17 protein-coding genes are annotated in these 17,034 nt (G+C 39.7%); 8 read left to right on the forward strand and 9 right to left on the reverse strand.

Features of this window, described 5'->3' with window-relative positions; all coding sequences use genetic code 11:
• Positions 1-71: 71 nt before the first annotated feature.
• On the reverse strand, positions 72-530 hold the full coding sequence (locus AC6H0V_RS08200) for an NUDIX hydrolase (protein ID WP_497563240.1): 459 nt from the start codon (positions 528-530) through the stop codon (positions 72-74).
• Positions 531-540: 10 nt separating this feature from the next.
• Complete coding sequence (locus AC6H0V_RS08205) at positions 541-1,143, reverse strand: hypothetical protein (RefSeq protein ID WP_497563241.1); 603 nt, start codon at positions 1,141-1,143, stop codon at positions 541-543.
• Between the two features lie 185 nt (positions 1,144-1,328).
• On the opposite strand from AC6H0V_RS08205, the gene AC6H0V_RS08210 reads away from it, so the two are divergent.
• Positions 1,329-1,709 carry a VOC family protein gene (locus AC6H0V_RS08210; protein WP_497563242.1) on the forward strand — a complete coding sequence of 127 codons (381 nt, stop codon included), beginning with the start codon at positions 1,329-1,331 and terminating at the stop codon, positions 1,707-1,709.
• Between the two features lie 186 nt (positions 1,710-1,895).
• Here the strand turns inward: AC6H0V_RS08210 and AC6H0V_RS08215 are convergent, their stop codons facing one another.
• Complete coding sequence (locus AC6H0V_RS08215) at positions 1,896-2,123, reverse strand: hypothetical protein (RefSeq protein WP_497563243.1); 228 nt, start codon at positions 2,121-2,123, stop codon at positions 1,896-1,898.
• Positions 2,124-2,307: 184 nt separating this feature from the next.
• Here AC6H0V_RS08215 and AC6H0V_RS08220 point away from each other — a divergent pair, with 184 nt between their 5' ends.
• The 4 genes from AC6H0V_RS08220 to AC6H0V_RS08235 all read left to right on the forward strand — a co-directional run bounded on the left by AC6H0V_RS08220 (position 2,308) and on the right by AC6H0V_RS08235 (position 5,305).
• Positions 2,308-2,694, forward strand: coding sequence for an IPT/TIG domain-containing protein (locus AC6H0V_RS08220; RefSeq protein WP_497563244.1), 387 nt, complete (start codon positions 2,308-2,310; stop codon positions 2,692-2,694).
• Between the two features lie 145 nt (positions 2,695-2,839).
• Positions 2,840-3,748: a DnaJ C-terminal domain-containing protein gene (locus AC6H0V_RS08225; RefSeq protein ID WP_497563245.1), complete on the forward strand. Its 909-nt coding sequence runs from the start codon at positions 2,840-2,842 to the stop codon at positions 3,746-3,748.
• Positions 3,741-4,034 carry a chaperone modulator CbpM gene (locus tag AC6H0V_RS08230; RefSeq protein WP_497563246.1) on the forward strand — a complete coding sequence of 98 codons (294 nt, stop codon included), beginning with the start codon at positions 3,741-3,743 and terminating at the stop codon, positions 4,032-4,034. Before AC6H0V_RS08225 ends, AC6H0V_RS08230 begins: the two co-directional genes overlap by 8 nt.
• Positions 4,035-4,189: 155 nt before the next feature.
• On the forward strand, positions 4,190-5,305 hold the full coding sequence (locus AC6H0V_RS08235; protein WP_497563247.1) for a hypothetical protein: 1,116 nt from the start codon (positions 4,190-4,192) through the stop codon (positions 5,303-5,305).
• Positions 5,306-5,346: 41 nt separating this feature from the next.
• On the opposite strand, the gene AC6H0V_RS08240 is transcribed toward AC6H0V_RS08235, so the two are convergent.
• The gene (locus AC6H0V_RS08240) at positions 5,347-6,369 is read right to left on the reverse strand and encodes an LLM class flavin-dependent oxidoreductase (RefSeq protein ID WP_497563248.1); all 1,023 of its coding nucleotides are present in this window, start codon (positions 6,367-6,369) and stop codon (positions 5,347-5,349) included.
• Positions 6,370-6,697: 328 nt separating this feature from the next.
• Between AC6H0V_RS08240 and uvrA the strand changes: the two genes are divergently transcribed.
• A complete protein-coding gene (uvrA, locus tag AC6H0V_RS08245; protein ID WP_497563249.1) occupies positions 6,698-9,334 on the forward strand; it encodes an excinuclease ABC subunit UvrA in 2,637 nt (878 codons plus the stop codon).
• Positions 9,335-9,645: 311 nt separating this feature from the next.
• Here the strand turns inward: uvrA and AC6H0V_RS08250 are convergent, their stop codons facing one another.
• The 5 genes from AC6H0V_RS08250 to AC6H0V_RS08270 form a co-directional block, all read right to left on the reverse strand.
• Complete coding sequence (locus AC6H0V_RS08250) at positions 9,646-10,098, reverse strand: JAB domain-containing protein (RefSeq protein WP_497563250.1); 453 nt, start codon at positions 10,096-10,098, stop codon at positions 9,646-9,648.
• Between the two features lie 318 nt (positions 10,099-10,416).
• Positions 10,417-10,650 (reverse strand): GNAT family N-acetyltransferase, encoded by a 234-nt coding sequence (locus AC6H0V_RS08255; RefSeq protein ID WP_497563369.1) that lies wholly within the window; start codon positions 10,648-10,650, stop codon positions 10,417-10,419.
• 9 nt (positions 10,651-10,659) lie between these two features.
• On the reverse strand, positions 10,660-10,941 hold the full coding sequence (locus AC6H0V_RS08260; RefSeq protein ID WP_497563251.1) for a GNAT family N-acetyltransferase: 282 nt from the start codon (positions 10,939-10,941) through the stop codon (positions 10,660-10,662).
• Between the two features lie 942 nt (positions 10,942-11,883).
• The gene (locus AC6H0V_RS08265; RefSeq protein ID WP_497563252.1) at positions 11,884-14,340 is read right to left on the reverse strand and encodes a DEAD/DEAH box helicase; all 2,457 of its coding nucleotides are present in this window, start codon (positions 14,338-14,340) and stop codon (positions 11,884-11,886) included.
• Positions 14,341-14,352: 12 nt separating this feature from the next.
• A complete protein-coding gene (locus tag AC6H0V_RS08270; RefSeq protein ID WP_497563253.1) occupies positions 14,353-15,132 on the reverse strand; it encodes a hypothetical protein in 780 nt (259 codons plus the stop codon).
• 226 nt (positions 15,133-15,358) lie between these two features.
• Here AC6H0V_RS08270 and AC6H0V_RS08275 point away from each other — a divergent pair, with 226 nt between their 5' ends.
• Positions 15,359-16,561 (forward strand): hypothetical protein, encoded by a 1,203-nt coding sequence (locus tag AC6H0V_RS08275; RefSeq protein WP_497563254.1) that lies wholly within the window; start codon positions 15,359-15,361, stop codon positions 16,559-16,561.
• 49 nt (positions 16,562-16,610) lie between these two features.
• Positions 16,611-17,030 carry a hypothetical protein gene (locus AC6H0V_RS08280; RefSeq protein ID WP_497563255.1) on the forward strand — a complete coding sequence of 140 codons (420 nt, stop codon included), beginning with the start codon at positions 16,611-16,613 and terminating at the stop codon, positions 17,028-17,030.
• Positions 17,031-17,034: the final 4 nt, after the last annotated feature.

Consider the following 17,034-nt stretch of genomic DNA (forward strand, 5'->3'; position numbering starts at 1 on the left):
GGCTTTGGCCATATAACTACAATTTTAGATAAAAAGAGTTTTATGGAAATTATTGATAAAATCAAAAAGAATCAGCCACCGATAAGTTCGATAAGCTTACCCAATAGTTCTGCTTGCTGTTGATTGATCTTTATTGAGGCAGCGGTTAAATCGAACCACTCTGCTCTATCCACCTCGGGAAACGACTGGATGCGGCCGGAATTGGGCGGCCATTGGATCTCAAACGTATTGCTCACTATTCCCGTGGGATCGCAATCGAACCTAACCGCAAAACAATGGACTTTCTTTCCTCCCTTTTGAACGATATGGCCAAGATCAGAAAACTCGCCCGAAACAGTTATTCCTGTCTCCTCTAAGAATTCGCGTTTTGCGGCAGTTAACAAATCTTCTCCCTCTTCTACCAAGCCCTTCGGTATTGTCCAAAAGCCCTCGTCTTTTTTCAAAAAGAATGGACCCCCAGGATGAACCAGAAAAAACTGAAGTTGATTATTATTTTTTCTATAGGCTAGTATACCTGCGCTTATCATCATATCCTATTCGTTAAAAGGCTACACCCACGGTTAACGCAACCGATTTTAAGCTAAAGCGATAATAGCCAGAGGTGGTAGTAACATTTATGCCATCGGTGCTCGTATGTCTTTCGGCATATACATTCTTTAAGTTTGTGCTATTGTATCCTACAGCAAAGCTGATGGTGTTCTTACCAATAAATTGAGGCTGATACTGCCAACCTATACCAAACTCAAAGATATTGCCTGCGTAAAAACTACCCCCCAAATTTGGGGCTAGGCCGTAATTCCCAAATAGAAAAAAGGTTTTTGGAATTTCGTTAAAGTTGAATTGCTCCTGCAGAAAAATGGAGCCTTGATAGGCATTTTGGTCATCATATAATAGCCCGCTATAATAATCCAGCCGTGTGCCGATGGTGGTATATAAACGATTGTGGAAGTTGACTGTGTATCCGAGCCCAAGATGATAACTATTATTTGCCGAACTCGAATATCCTTGTCCTGCAGAACGGGTTGAAGTACCGAGTAAGGTACCCAGATCAAATTTAATGTGATCTGCTACCTCGGTGGTATCTTGTGCATTAACGGCTAAAGAACAACAAAAGAAACAAGCTAAAATGATTAATTTTTTCATCAGGGGAGATTTAATTGTATCAGCTAAGATGAAAGATTTTTTTCCAAAAACCAAACCAGAACGGTGTAAGTATTTATGTCCTAATGTCCCAATGCTCTATCTTGTGCCAAGACTGAAACAAGCATCAATTAAGGTTTTACCAGCTGTAATTTTTGTATATTCACTCAGCTAATCAGTAAATATTAATGAAACTTGATCATGTAACCATCCGAACCCATCAATTAACCCTAAATAAAGACTTTTTGATAAATGCTCTACCACTGGTAGAAGGCCCGCGGCCCGCCAGTATTATTGCTGCAATTGATGGTTTTTGGTTGTATTATAATGATTTGCCCTTAATTCACCTCATAAAAAGCTCCATTGAGCCCAACCCCGAACTAGAGGAACAGGCAGAAGCGATAGACAATTTTGCATTTATATTAGAACTCGATTATCACGAATTTAAAGAAAAACTTCAGCTACTAAATATTCCATTTCAGCGCAACCATACACCTGAACTGAAGAGAAAACGGCTATTTTTCTATACACCTACAAGAATTTTAATTGAGGCGATTTTCGAACAATAAGTGTTAGTTTTTTATATGCCGGAATCGTTTCTCCTTGCACTAAGCCACATCGGCTTCAGCAAGTGTTAACCTTATACTATTAAAACGAGATACCCAGGGCTAACGCAACCGATTTTAAGCTCGAGCGAACTTATCGATCGCAGCAGCATGTGCAGCAATCGATAAGGTCTCGGAAGCTTCTCTAAACTATTCCTTCTGTCTACTTTCTTCATTTTTATCCGGCACAGATTCGGTTGAACCGCTCTCTGGTCCTGGTTTTCTTGTTGCACTTCCAAAGGCACCTGCGCTATCAAGAGGTTTCTTAGTATCTGCATCCTCTTTTGCATCTCCTTCTTTCTTTCCGTAAAGTTCCTGGTACGGGCTGGTTTCCTTTTCGGGCTTGTTTTCCTTGTTTTGCTCGTTGTTGTTTTCCATGGTTGTTGAGTTTTTGTACTATACTACCAACCCCATTTCAGGCATAAAGTTTTAATGAAAAGAATATCTGACAGAGTAAGTGGATTTAAATAAGAGTAAAGCGAAGCAGGAAAATATGTAAAAAAACAGGAGCGTCCATCCACAATATCACAAAAACATATAGCTTTGCAGAAATAAAATATCCATGAAAAAAATAAACTTTTTCCTTTTATTGATTACCATATTGATCTCCAGCTGCAAAGATACCGATCCAGTTGTTGAACCTATACTACCAGAAGGACCTGTGCAGGGTATCACCGCTACCTTCTCGGCTCTAACACCAAGCAGTGCCAAAACCGGACAAACCCTTACTCTTACCGGAACAAACTTCAGCACTACACTCAGTGAAAACCTGGTCGTTTTTACAACCCAGAATTCTGCTATTAGTGTAGCGGCCAAAACAGCAACCTCCTCAACCATTACCGTTGACGTACCAGCGACAGCAGTTACGGGCATGATCGCTGTTAAGGTAAAGGGTGTAACAGCGCAGATGGCCACCGGTTTCAATGCCAATCTTACCATTATCCCTTAGCAACGTAGAATAAAAGCTTCCGAGCAAAGACAGGGAGCTTTTAACATTTGGGAAAGAACAGGTGAAGGTTTCTACCACACCAAGCGGATTTCCTATCTTGTAGATTACTTCGTACCTTAGGAAGCAGCTGACTAAAACGTTCTAAATGGACCACATCGATTATTACCAGGCACTGGAGATACCCAAAACTGCAAGCGCGGCCGAGATCAAATCGGCCTACCGCAAATTGGCCCGGAAATACCATCCCGACCTTAACCCCAATAACAAAGAGGCGGAGAAACGTTTCAAGGAAATTAATGAAGCCAATGAGGTATTGAGCAATGCCGAGAATAGAAAGAAATACGACGAGTACGGAAAGGATTGGAAACACGCAGACGAGATTAAAAAGGCCAGGCAACAACAGCAATCACGTCCCGGTGGGCAACCCTTTGGTAATGGGCAGCCATTTGGCGGTAGCGAACAGTTTTCGGGGGAAGATTATTCGGATTTTTTCAGTTCAATGTTTGGCGGTGCGGGAGGTCAAGGCAGGCAAACTAAATTTAGGGGACAGGACCTCAACGCAGAATTACAGCTTAACTTAAGCGATGTGTACAAAAGCCAGCAGCAAACCCTCACTATTAATGGCAAAAAGATAAGGTTAACCTTTCCGGCAGGAATAGAAAACGGACAAACTATTAAGATCAAAGATCATGGATCTCCTGGAGCTAATGGTGGCCCAAATGGGGATTTGTACATCACTTTCTCCATTGCCAATAATACCAAATTTAAAAGAGACGGTAAAAACCTATACAGCGATGTAGACATTGATTTGTATACCGCCTTACTTGGTGGTGAAGTAGTGGTTGATACCTTTGATGGAAAGGTAAAGCTTAAGGTAGCACCAGAAACACAATCGGGCACAAAAGTAAAACTGAAGGGCAAAGGGTTTCCTGCCTATAAAAAAGAAAATGATTTCGGCGACCTATACATCACCTATCAAGTGAAATTACCCACAAATCTTTCAGCAAAAGAAAAAGAACTGTTCACCGAGTTAAGAAATAGCAAACATGGATAATGAAAATTTAATATTGATTGCAAAATTCTGTACCCACTACGAGGTTGAGCCATCCTTTATTGTTTCGCTCCATCAATTCGGGTTAGTTACCGTAATAGAAATGGCAAACGAACGCTACCTCTCTGCCGATGAAATAACCGTAGTAGAAAAAATGATGCGCTTGCATTATGACCTAGGCATAAACTTAGAAGGAATAGACGCTATTGCCCAACTATTAAAACAGATAGAAGGATTACAACAAGAATTAAGGTTGGCACATAACAGGTTGGATACATTTTTGCCGTAAGTTATTAGCCAAACCCCCTCTTACCACGCTATTGTGGTTCAGGCATAGGGCAGGGTAATTTTACCTTATTCTTTTGGGCTAAAACATCCTTTTTCTAATGTCTTAAATTTTTTATTTTTAGGAAGATTTCAATTTAACCATTCGGAGGCATTGTTATGAAAAAATTATTCCCTATCATTTTTCAACTTCTTATATGCGCTATCCCATGCGCAATTTATGCACAGCGAAGCGCTAGTTCTGAGGAACTTAGCAAACATAATCTTAGATGGATCACGTCAAACGGAGACTTTGATCAAACGGGATGGACCAACGAACGCATTGATACGGCAATGGCAGGCAGAATAAATAGAGCAACCAATACTGGAACTCTTACAATGGACATTCAAATTCCTATCAATACCGCAAAATTAAACTATTTAGGATACCTACACCCAAATAGTACTGGTCTTTTTGACAATAACAACATCAGCAGTGGAAATGCGCCGGAGCTAAACAAAATGCTCCATATCTATAAATATGGAGATTTTTACATCTCCACAGAATCAGATGGCGCAGTAGATCAACAAAATGTATACTATGCCATTAGAGCAATACACATATTAAAAGTTCGATATCCGGAGACCTACAAAAAACTGTTCTCCTCAACGCTTGATTTCGCTACCCAGACCCCAAGATATAATCCCTGGGTAAATGCCAACAAGGCCTTTTGGATCGCATTTAACACCAATCCATCCTACATAGCCTCTAACCGAACCATTCTTCAGGCTGCAGGTAATTTCCCCGCTCCGAATAATACAGTCTCAAAATATAAAAATATTGCCTTGGTAAATATTAACTCAAGAAATATTTTGGGCGATTTACCCACAATCGGTAGCAGACCTATTTATAACAAGGCTCAAAATGGGGAAAATTACGAAGCTTACATGAAAGAGGGCCTTATCGAATCTATTAATCATGAGATGGGACATAACTATATTGATCTTTCGTTTTCTTATGATGATCTGACCAACAAAATTGTAGCCAAAAGAGGAATGACAAACTTTAACCTGGCAGAAGAGAATGCAATCCTGAATACCTCGATATCCTATTTTATGAAAAAAGGTGGTTTTACCGATAGTCTTTCTAAATATTACTATAGGGAAACCTTCGAACCAAATATTAATGCCATTAAACAGGGAGGTCAATTGGAAGATTATGCACACGTATTTTCTACGCTTGATGTTACAGACCAAAACTTAAAGCAAATATTCAAACTTTTTGTTCTTGATTAGATATTTCAATTCAGAGCAGCTAATGGTAGGGACTCGGTAATTTATTTCCATCCAAGCCCAGGTGCAACATGTTCCAAAATGGCAGACAGTACATGGATATTATAATCAACACCCAACGTGTTAGGAATCGTCAAAAGTACCGTATCCGCTTCCTGTATGGCCTCATCCTCTGCCAGTTCTTTGATCAGCTGATCAGGCTCTGCAGCATAGCTTTTTCCAAATACAGCCCTCTGGGTAGGTTCTATATAACCAAAGCTATCAGATCCCTTGCCCTGCTGCCCAAAGTAGTACTTGTCCTGATCATTTACCAATGCAAAGATCGAACGGCTTACCGAAATCCTGGGCTCGCGATCATGCCCTGCTTTTCTCCAGGCCTCTTTATACAATCGGATCTGTTCGGCCTGCTGGATATGAAATGGCTTACCGCTCTCATCAAACTTAAGTGTTGAGCTCTGTAGGTACATTCCATTTTCTGCCGCCCATACCGCGGTTGCATTGGAAGCCGCTCCCCACCAAATTCGCTCTCGCAAACCCTCTGAATGCGGTTCCAACCTCAACAAACCAGGGGGATTGGGAAACATCGGATTTGGATTGGGCTGTGCAAAACCTTTACCTTCTAGCCGCTCCAAAAATTCCAATGCTTTCTTTCGGCCCATTTCTGCATCGTTTTCTCCATCTGCAGGCTGATAGCCAAAGTAACGCCAGCCTTCAATTACCTGCTCGGGAGAACCCCTACTAATGCCCAATTGCAAACGACCACCAGAGATCAGATCAGCGGCACCAGCATCTTCTACCATATATAAAGGATTTTCATAGCGCATATCGATAACGCCCGTCCCTATCTCGATCTTACTCGTCTTCGCCCCTATGGCAGAAAGGAGCGGAAATGGGGAAGCCAGTTGCCGGGCAAAGTGGTGCACCCTAAAATAAGCTCCATCCAAACCGATTTCTTCTGCAGCAACCGCAAGGTCTATGGACTGCAACAGTGTATCGCCCGCAGTGCGTGTGTGGTATGAGGGATGGTTAGACCAATGCCCGAAAGATAAAAATCCTATTTTCTTCATTACCTGTTCATTTCCCCAAAGGTAAAGATATGCCCAAGATAGACGGGTCACGATATGGTCATAACGGCATAGCCCTCGAGCCACATAGCCCCCTCAAGTTTTTCATTACAAATCCAATAACAGTATAAAGTTTATTTAAGGATGCATCATAAGCAAAACAAGTATTAATTTTTAAAAACCTGTTTAGTTTTTCGTAAGAAATGCTACGGCAAATTCTTAGGTTTTCTATGCATTCAATAATGGAAGCCATGGCACTCTGTTCGGGGAGAATTCGGTCTTTCTTCGATTGTTGTTCGGAAAAACACCCCTTTTACCGAACACTCTTCGAATGGTACCCGAACAGCAATCGAACAAACCTAGATTTTCAACGCCTCTAATTCCTTTTTTCATAGATATAAAACACCTCGTCAACTCGTTTGTTCCTACGGATATGCCAGTCCAGAAAAACTCATCCAACATCACCATCAAGGGAGCCAGAGAACATAACCTGAAAAACATCGATCTTGAAATCCCAAGGGATCAGCTAGTAGTCTTCACCGGGGTATCCGGATCCGGAAAATCCTCGCTGGCTTTTGGAACGCTCTATGCCGAGGCGCAAAGGCGGTACCTGGAATCGGTTTCACCCTATGCCAGAAGGCTTTTTAATCAGATGTCTATCCCCGAAGTGGACAGTATTACGGGCCTGCCTCCAGCGGTAGCCCTGCAGCAGCAGCGTGGGGGTGCTTCAACAAGGTCGACAGTAGGCAGTGTTACCACCCTGTCCAATCTTTTGCGGATGCTCTATTCACGCGCCGGCGATTATCCAAAAGGCCAAGGTATTATCTATGCCGAAGGCTTTTCTCCGAATACTCCTGAAGGCGCCTGCGAAAATTGCCATGGACTGGGAAAAGTGTACGAGGTGACCGAAAAAAGTATGGTGCCCGATGACACCAAAACCATCCGTGAACGGGCGGTTGCCAGCTGGCCAACGGCATGGCAGGGGCAGAACCAGCGGGATATTTTGACCACCATGGGCATAGATGTTGACGTTCCCTGGAAAGAACTCCCAAAAAAAGATCGCGACTGGATCTTATATACCGAAGAATCCCCATCTGTTCCAGTCTATCCCGGATATAACAAAGATGAAGTACAGCGGGCCATCAAAGCAAAAAGACAATTCGACTATATGGGCACTTTTATCGGCGCCAAAAAATATGTGCTGCAGACCTTTGCCAACAGCCAGAGCCAATTGATGAAAAAGAGGGCACTCTCGTTCATGACGGGCAGCGAATGCCCTGTATGTAAGGGCAAAAGGTTAAAAAAGCAAGCACTCTCGGTAACATTCGAAGGCTTGGATATCGCCGAGATCAGCGGAAAGCCCCTCAAAGACCTTCAAAAAATATTCGGCCCCTATGCGCAACCTCCTATATCAAAAAACTCATCCCATCCCGGGCATCTGGAAAAGCAGCTGGTTTCCCATCGGATTGCTGCCGACCTTTGCGCACGGATCGAGGTTATGCTCGAACTGGGATTGGGATACCTAAGCTTAGAAAGAAGTACGCCAACACTTTCACCCGGGGAACTGCAAAGGTTACGGCTTGCTACTCAGGTCCACTCCAATCTATTTGGGGTGGTGTACGTCCTAGACGAACCATCGGCCGGACTGCATCCCGCGGATACCAAGGCACTGCTGAACATCCTCGACCGCCTAAAGCTTGACGGCAATTCTATCTTTGTGATAGAGCACGAGATCGAAGTGATCCGCCACGCCGACTGGATAGTGGACGTTGGACCAGGTGCGGGAGAAAATGGCGGGAAGGTGATCTACAATGGCATAGCTGCAGGTATCAGGAAATGCAAAGAGTCTATTACTGCGAAATACCTCTACCCCGATAGAACAACGGTTGTTGCAGGTCGAGGGAGCGAAAGGAGAGCAAAAGACTGGCTGGAGCTGGAGGGGATCTATAAGAACAACCTGAAAAACCTCAGCGTACAAATTCCCTTAGGAGTGATGACCAGCGTTACCGGTATTTCCGGATCCGGGAAAAGCAGCCTTATTTCGCAAGTACTGGTAGAACTTGTTAGCGCAGCACTCGGACAAAAAGCAGAAGTAAGCGAACCTGAAAGTGGAACGGATCTGCTCGAGATGCAGACCCAAGAGACAGCACGTGGCCAGCTTATTGGGGGGCTAAAAGGAATCAAACGATTGGTTGCTGTAGACCAAAAACCTATCGGCCGCACCCCAAGAAGCAACCTCGCCACTTATACAGGACTTTTCGACCCCGTTAGAAAACTGTTCGCAGGCACGCCTACAGCCAAAAAAAAGCGCTACGATGCGGGAAGGTTCTCCTTCAATGTGGCCAAAGGAAGATGTGCCAACTGTCAGGGCGAGGGCCAAGTAATGGTAGAGCTACTATTTCTGCCCAGCGTATATACCCCCTGCCCGGTCTGCAACGGTACACGTTACAATGCCGACACGCTGCAAGTTACCTACAAGAACAAGAACATAGCTGAAGTGTTACGGCTTACGGTTGATGAGGCCTGCGAGTTTTTTGACGAAGAACCAACCATAGCTAGGGCCCTGGAAACAGTAAGGGAAGTTGGTCTGGGCTATTTGAGGCTCGGCCAATCGGCCACGGAACTTTCTGGAGGCGAGGCCCAGCGGATCAAACTGGCCACCGAACTACAGCGCGTGCAGTATGGTTGTACCCTTTACGTTTTGGATGAACCAACTACCGGTCTTCATCCCAGTGATGTAGAGCGATTGATGGCCCAGCTCAATAGGCTTGTAGATGCCGAGAATACGGTAGTGCTAGTAGAACACGACATGCATGTAGTTGCCGGAAGCGATTACATCATCGATATCGGGCCCGAAGCTGGATCAGATGGCGGCAAAGTGGTGGCTAAAGGAACTCCTTCCGAGATTTCTGAAAACCAGGTCAGTAAAACAGCGCCGTATTTAAAGGCTTATTTATCCGCAAAATAAATTGAGGGTGCTTATTTACCGCAAAAATGCGGTGAATAATCCAACTATTCGCCGCAAAAAAGCCTCTGAATATTTTAACGCAAAGAACGCAAAGGATTTCGCTCCAAGGGAGTCCCTTTGGGACAAAGAACGCAAAGGAGGTGGTCAACAATATTGCTTAGGTTTCTCAGGCTTCTAACCTGCCTGCCGGTAGGCAGGGGTGGTAAAAACTATTGGACCAACAAATTACACCCTCTAATATCGGCATTATCAAACTTGCCCAAACTTCGAAAACGTTTCCTAGCATCCTACAAACACTCCTCGAGTAGAAACTACGATAACAAGGCTTCTTGTTTAAAAGAAAAGAAACCGTTACCCATAATTAAATGATCTGCCAATTCTAGCCCTAAAATGTTTGCTCCCTCCTTTATTTGCTTTGTTAAAGCGATATCTTTTTTAGAAGGATAGACATTTCCAGAGGGATGATTATGCGCCACTACTATTGCCCTAGCGAAACAGGAAAGCGCTAAACTAAAAATAAGTTTAACATCTACACTGGTATTGCAGATGGTACCTGTATTGATACACCGCCAACAGATTACCTCATAATTGGCGTTTACAAAAGCTACATAAAATTGTTCTTGTAGATGTTTTAATTCTTTATCCCATACAGAAAGAAAAAATTGCTCAGCAGCTAAAGGGTTGTTGATTTTAATGGGGTTAGTTGGAGGTTGGTAGCTGAGTTTGATTTGGGGTGGGATGAGATTAATTTTCGACGTTTGCATAAGTAGATATTAAAAAGACCAGGTCGCTGCAAACGTCGCCGAAGTACGGAAATGTGTAGTACTTTCAACTACTCGCCTGGATGTGATAAATAAAATTAATAACTGAACTACTTCAGAGACATTTGCAAAGTAAAATGCAAATACGAAAACCTGCAGTCGGAATTTAAACGGATATACCCGAGTAATTACGTTTATCAAACCTAAGTTGAAGTTGACGAAAAGTCAATAGTGATTTTGGAAAGTTTTTTAAGGGAGAGGAAAATGGATGGAATGCAGCGCAGATAAAATAAATGAAGGGATCAGTTTAGCCCGATCGGCTTAGTCTGCCCTGGGCACCTTTTCCATTTCGATAAGACTAATTACCGGCACTTTGGGATCGCCGAACCTTCCCTCGATCTCTTCGAACGCAATAGAGCCTCCGGTAGAGGCGTATCCATGTCGCTTGTACCAGTCAATCAGCTCAATCCTGGTACTGATCACAGAAATGACAATCCTCCGGCAGTTGTTTTGAAGTGCAAATTGTTCTGCCGCGTTTAGAAGCGACTTGCCAATGCCATTTCCTTAGGAAAACGGTGAGACGGCGAACATTCCGAGGTAGAGGTCCTGCGATCTCACTTCCAGGCAAACCGTGCCCATAATTTCATCATTCCCATCGGCGCTTTTGAGGATCGTCGCATCCGAACGCTGCAACAGGGCCTCCAAAGCCTGTTCATCGATCCGGATGCCGTCGAGGATTTCGGCCTCAGTCGTCCAACCGTTTTTGGACTCCTCGCCCCGGTAGGCGGAGTTCACCAGTCTGTTCAGTGCCTTGATGTCTTCAGTAGTAGCTCGTGTTATTTTCATCTGATCGGTTGAGGCGCAAAAATAAATAATAGATCGCATCATGCAAGGTATCGTCATAAAGGATGGATTTAATTTCGCTTGGAACGTCGCGGGGGCTGTCCTTCAGTTAACAAAAACCTGTTAAAGGAAAGTTCGTGTTAGGGAAGTTTCCAACGGTTTATTTGTCGATGTAGGCTACCCGTAAATACTAAGCAAGATTAACCAGCTACAGAAACCGACCGGCGCAAGTACGGCCCCACTGATCAAAAGTGACTTCGCAAGTTCCTGTTTGCCCATCACAAGCAAGACCAAACCTGTAATGATATTAAGTGCCACATGCGCGGTCATGCAGACCCCAGCCGCAATTGCAATGTTAAACCCCCTATTCGCGTCAGTGGAACCCGTTACGATCAGCGCGCAGTATACAGCAAGCAGCAAAAGATTGAGGAAAATAGCTTTAATCAACATATACCCAGGTGATAATCTTGACATAGAACATCCCGAGCGTTGGAAAAGTTTTATTTTAGACTTCAACTATATTTGTCATTGTAACTGAAATCACGCCAATATTTAATCAAATTACATAATATCAGTGGAAAGGTCTTTAGCCTCTGGAAGGCCCTTCAAGCCCCATCAACTTGTTCCCAATCTGCAGACACAGTTCGGGCAGTTTTATGACTTGTTTTGTGTATCTATTTACCGATGCAGCATATATATCTTATTAAAAATCAGATGTTTGAATACACAAAGTAACAAATGAGAAACAAAAGATAATATAATCATTGTATTTTTCTTTTCAATGAATTACTTATCAACCATAAAAAATTATATATAAAATAAACAAATGAAATTGATAATCAATAGATTGACTTTTCATTCGAAATAAATTTTAAGCAAATCAGACTTATTTCCATAAATTTTTCAACATATAGTTTTAAAATAACTTATAGTTATCTAAAATAATCAATTGATGAATCTTTCAATTTCAAAACGATAGAAATCATTTATTTTCATTTTAAATTCATCGAATGCCGGAGTACTTCGCAAATTGTTATATTCATCAATATTAAGATTACCAATTTGTTGATCCCTTTCCAATCTTGTAATTAGACTTACATTAAGACCGATTTTGGATAGTGCTATTTTTTTAGAATCTTTGGTTCCATATATGTATTCATGATATTCATCAGCTGAAATTATTTCGAAGTCATACATCATGACGATAAACTTGTTCAGTTTAAAGCTAATAAAATCATCCTCCAACTTCAATTTCACAATAGCCAAATTTACTAGTTCATCATTAGTCTTCGTAGAAAGGTCCACATAAACACGTTTTGTACCCTTATATTCGTCGGATACAAATACTTCCTCTCCATAACTTTCGCCGAAGTAGAACATCACATTTTTCTTTTCAATTCTGGATTTGAAATAGGTAACTAAGTCGTTAACATTTTCGTGCAAGGATTTACGTTGACTAATGGTAATATATGCCTCATAATGTTTCCTTGTTTCAACAAAAGATATTCGCTTAAACTCTAAATCTTTTACAAGCCTCTCGTCTTCCAAGTTATTCACAAATAATCTAAATATTTTATCAAGCATCCCCAACGAGTTCCATTCTGTATAATTACTTGATTTGATGATATTAATTCTTTCAAAAAGTATTGAAGCTATTTGATCAACATTTCTATAGAATTCGGTTATGCCAGTCTGTATTAAGTATATTTTCATACGGTCGAAATCCGAGCTGGGTATACTTGTCAAGAATGTTTCATTGGCTTTGGTTATGGAAATTTTTTCTATCGTTGCTTCTGCTGTAGTTCTATCTTTTGTAACAGTACTTACATCGAACGCTTCTAGGGTCGGATTTTTAACTGTGTCCTTAAAAGTATTACTTCTTAAAAGTATAATTTTGTTGGCCATATTACTTTGTGACCTATTATAATCCTCACTGTTTACAAAATGTACTTTGGGCAAGAGTTTGTATAAGTTATTTTGATTATCGTTGAAAATCGTATTCAACCGATTGACACGTCCGATAAGATTAGTTAATTCCTTTCCTTCCAGACCTAAGGCATTGAAAATAAAAAGTGTATCAATTGGGAGGTTCATACCTTCAAGGACAACAGAGTTTGCAATAAGATACTTCAGCTCAGGAAGTTCTCGATATTTACTTTCCAGATATTCCTTAATTAGATCAGGTAGCTTTCCATGCAGATAAACTATTCCTGAAGTTACATACTGCACCATATAGAACCGTTCATGAACCTCCTGCTTTAATATTCGGATTAATTCAGTGATTTGTGAGCTAGGTTCACGTGCGCCTATAAAGGAAGAAAGTTCCTTCGACAATCGCTCGATTTTCCTAGGGGAATTTGCATAAATGAAATTTCTTTCGCCAGACGCAGATATTAAATAACTAAACTTACTGATCGATGTTCCTAACTTGTAAAACTCGCCTATAAATCGATTATACTGATGTATGCTATGGTCCAATCGATACTCGTAGATTTCAGGTTCCTTAATATTAAATTCAACCTTGTGTTGTTCGATCATCTGCCCTGCTTCAAATTTGATATTCTGGATATCATCTATGAGCGGAGAGAGATAAATCACTTTTTGTTGTGGATTTCGACTTTTATTCAGTCTTAGCGTTCTAGATATGAGAATACTCCTAAAATCGCTTTTCATAATATTATGAGCCTCATCCAAAAAAATCAAATTAAAAGATAATGAAGTTTTATTCAAAAGTCTAAGTGCACGTTCTTGAGTAAAAACTGCGATGAATGTCTTTTCTCCTTGAAACATTTCATCATGTATGATGATTTTACGTTTCAGATCTGCTTCCCTGATCATTCGATAGGTCTGCATAAGCAAAGACTTGGTTGGTACGATAATTAAAATCTTTGATTCATCGCTTGCGTAGCTCTTTATGCACTCAACAATCACTGAGCTTTTTCCATAGGATGTAGGTGCGATGTAACTGATTTCGGCAGCGCTATTATTCAATAAACTTTTTTTCTCTACGAATTGATGAAGAGTTTCTATATATGTTTCATTTTTATATCGATCCAATTCTATGTCGTCACAAATACCTTGTATTGAAAATTTATCTAAAAGCTTATTGGATAAAATTGATTTCACTATCGGATAATAACCAAAATTTAGTGCAAAATCATAGAGGGGTTGATAATCGTTATACTTAAGCGAGTATTTTAAAATAATATAATAAGAAAAGTCTGCAAAACTCTTAAATCTCTTATCGCTTTCATAATTCATTAAAAAAATGATAGCACAATGCAATAAATAGGTGAGTTGGTCTTCTGACAGCACATCACCACACGTAAATTTTGTAATACACTCGCTAAAACGCGGTATTTTTACTAACTGCTTGAGTGTTCTTTTTTCACTTGTTTGCATGCTAAGAGGTCGTTATATTTTAAGATAATCCCAAAATAAATCAATCGATTTTTTATTGAGGCATATAATCTTGATCTTCTTGAAATTAAGATTAGCAATGAGATTACGAATTTCAATCTCGATTTGATCATGATCCAGTTTTTGCCATAAACCATCTAAAAATATTGTTGAACCAGGAATGATATTATAATCTTTAATATCTTCAAAATCCTTAAGATCATATCTCTGAGCCAATGTTCTAATATCAGAGACCAGATCTAATTCAACCCCAACCCAATAATTTGATGCGTGGCTCAATGCATTATTCCATGGGTTATTTTTTGCCTTTCCAGCAAGCTTGTCTCTCAAATCCGTATAAGATTCTTGTACTTTTGAAGGATGGGAAATATTCTTAGTTGAGATACTTCCAGATTTACTCTCTAAAATCCACCTTTCGCCATTCAATAAATAATAACCATCAAATCCTTTCTTCATAGAGTTTTCTTCTAGATTGAAATATAAAAACTTTGGTTCGAAACCGAGTATATTCAAATGGTGATGGAGCATGTACTCTGCTATTGCACCAAGTTCTATATCAGAACCCTTTTTGGTAGTTAAAAAGCTGATTATTCTTTTCTTTACGTATTGAAGATTGCTTCCAGAATTTCCTTCACAGATTTTAACTAATTGCTTGTCCATTGAATCAATTAAATCTTGGGATAAAGATTCAAAATCAATCAGAAAGAGTTGATTGTCGTTTCCTAAATCCTTTATCGAAATATTTTGTATAGGACTGATGGTACTTGAAGACATTTGAGAGCTATAGTTGTTAAAAGAAAAATTTATAATTTCTATTTAACTTAAAGCTAACTAATATTTTAACATATTAGTTTAAAGTAAAAATTATGAATATAATATTTTTAATCGTTAACATAATATAACATTGCACAACCTGATAAGAGAGCTCAATTTTTAAATGACTAATTTGTATGGCGTAAAAATCTTTTAATGAAGATATTGGATTAAATTTCATGTTTAATTGTCCAAATCAATTAACAAGTTTTATCCTTTTAAAAATTTAACTTTAAAAAAATTGTTAACTATGCCAACTAAATCCTTGCAATTTACTTTATTCATTTCTAGTAGAAATCTTGACCAGATTATTATTAACGGAATAGCAGGCGATACTCTTACTGAAGTCCGTCTTTATTTAAAAGAAGAGCTTGAAAAGGAACTTTTCTTGGGTGAGAAATTCCTAACTGTGGAAATAAATGAAACCTTCGGAATGGATGCTACTGTTGATAGTTACAATATTTGCATGCAACATTCTAGAGATGCCGATCTTGTTATTGGGCTAATAAATGGAGAGGCTGGTTGGGCTCCAGTTGGTAATACAGTTGGCATTTGCCATGCTGAGATAGAAGCAGCACTTCAATCTTCTGCAAAAAAGCTAGCAATAATTGATATTCAAAAGTTTTCAAAATCGCCAGATAAGACAGGAGACGCGGGAATCAGAAATTCGTCATTCGCTACTTATCAAACAAAACTTAACCGTTTTAATAACCCACTTAAGCTCAAGGCCATAGATCATACACCAGATGGATTTCGCAAAGGTTTGTTAATGAGTATAAAAAACATAATTAGTCGTCATTTGTCTGAAAGAGTAGCTCATTCGAATATGTATTATGCAATGTCGGCAGCAAATGCGGTTGCTAAGGATTGGATGCAACTTAATTATGAACCTCGCTCTATTCAGATGAAACAGGCTCTCGCAGATTTAGCAGATAAAGATATACTTTTTCCAGAAGTAATAAAGCTTTCTCACACCATTCCGGATAAAATGTCTGTATCTGATGCCAAAGCTTTTACAGGGCGTCCCTTTCTAAGCGATCAAGATACAATTATAAAAACAGGTTTATCTGCAACTGCGACAGGCCCTCTACATTTTATCGCAGTTTTTAGCGGAGCAACGGAAACCCAAATAAAATCAATGATTGGATATCCTGATATATCTGTCATAAAAGATGACTTTGGTTTTTATGTGTGGGAACAGCACATGCACATCCAATTTGTAATTCTTACTGACTGCAATACTCAGGCAGCGATTTCAACAAAATATTTACTATTTCAAAATTGGGCAACAGCTAATGATGAAGTTAAAAAAATAAACAATAGGGCAAAAGCAAGAAGTCATATTTTAAGATCGATTAATCAAGCAGAGGATCTTGCTCAGGGAAAGTGATTTATAACTAGTCATAGAACAAATGGATAATTTAATAACTGAAAAATAAATGATAGGGATTTGTAAACTTTATAATTTTGAATGTGATTTAAAGGAAAGCCATATTTATCCAAAGTTTGTTATAGACTACTTTAAGAAAACAGGATCGAGATTTATGAGACCTTTTGATATGCCAAATAAACGTATGCAAGATGGCTTAAAAAAATATTATTTATCAGATAGAGCTGAATTAGAATTTAGTAAGAGGGAAAAATGGTTTGCAGAAAAAATCTTTAGGCCTTATTTGATTGAAGAAAAAAAACAGTTTAGTTACGATGAAAATCTATATTATTTCGCTATATCATTTTTATGGAGAGTACTCATATTTCAATTGGAATTACCATCAATAAAGATACTTCCTTATTTCGAAACATTAAAAAGTGTAGAAGGAGAATGGAGAAATTTCCTATCTAATTATAAATTCCCTTAAGACT

This window comes from Pedobacter sp. NO84 (genome assembly GCF_059703915.1).

Bases quoted from the DNA above. Each gene is read 5' to 3' on its own strand.
- AC6H0V_RS08265 (WP_497563252.1), bottom strand. From the start codon at position 14,340: ATGCAAACAAGTGAAAAAAGAACACTCAAGCAGTTAGTAAAAATACCG.
- AC6H0V_RS08210 (WP_497563242.1), top strand. From the start codon at position 1,329: ATGAAACTTGATCATGTAACCATCCGAACCCATCAATTAACCCTAAAT.
- AC6H0V_RS08225 (WP_497563245.1), top strand. From the start codon at position 2,840: ATGGACCACATCGATTATTACCAGGCACTGGAGATACCCAAAACTGCA.
- AC6H0V_RS08200 (WP_497563240.1), bottom strand. From the start codon at position 530: ATGATGATAAGCGCAGGTATACTAGCCTATAGAAAAAATAATAATCAA.
- AC6H0V_RS08260 (WP_497563251.1), bottom strand. From the start codon at position 10,941: ATGAAAATAACACGAGCTACTACTGAAGACATCAAGGCACTGAACAGA.
- AC6H0V_RS08240 (WP_497563248.1), bottom strand. From the start codon at position 6,369: ATGAAGAAAATAGGATTTTTATCTTTCGGGCATTGGTCTAACCATCCC.
- AC6H0V_RS08215 (WP_497563243.1), bottom strand. From the start codon at position 2,123: ATGGAAAACAACAACGAGCAAAACAAGGAAAACAAGCCCGAAAAGGAA.
- uvrA (WP_497563249.1), top strand. From the start codon at position 6,698: ATGGTACCCGAACAGCAATCGAACAAACCTAGATTTTCAACGCCTCTA.
- AC6H0V_RS08280 (WP_497563255.1), top strand. From the start codon at position 16,611: ATGATAGGGATTTGTAAACTTTATAATTTTGAATGTGATTTAAAGGAA.
- AC6H0V_RS08235 (WP_497563247.1), top strand. From the start codon at position 4,190: ATGAAAAAATTATTCCCTATCATTTTTCAACTTCTTATATGCGCTATC.
- AC6H0V_RS08220 (WP_497563244.1), top strand. From the start codon at position 2,308: ATGAAAAAAATAAACTTTTTCCTTTTATTGATTACCATATTGATCTCC.
- AC6H0V_RS08205 (WP_497563241.1), bottom strand. From the start codon at position 1,143: ATGAAAAAATTAATCATTTTAGCTTGTTTCTTTTGTTGTTCTTTAGCC.
- AC6H0V_RS08230 (WP_497563246.1), top strand. From the start codon at position 3,741: ATGGATAATGAAAATTTAATATTGATTGCAAAATTCTGTACCCACTAC.
- AC6H0V_RS08250 (WP_497563250.1), bottom strand. From the start codon at position 10,098: ATGCAAACGTCGAAAATTAATCTCATCCCACCCCAAATCAAACTCAGC.
- AC6H0V_RS08270 (WP_497563253.1), bottom strand. From the start codon at position 15,132: ATGTCTTCAAGTACCATCAGTCCTATACAAAATATTTCGATAAAGGAT.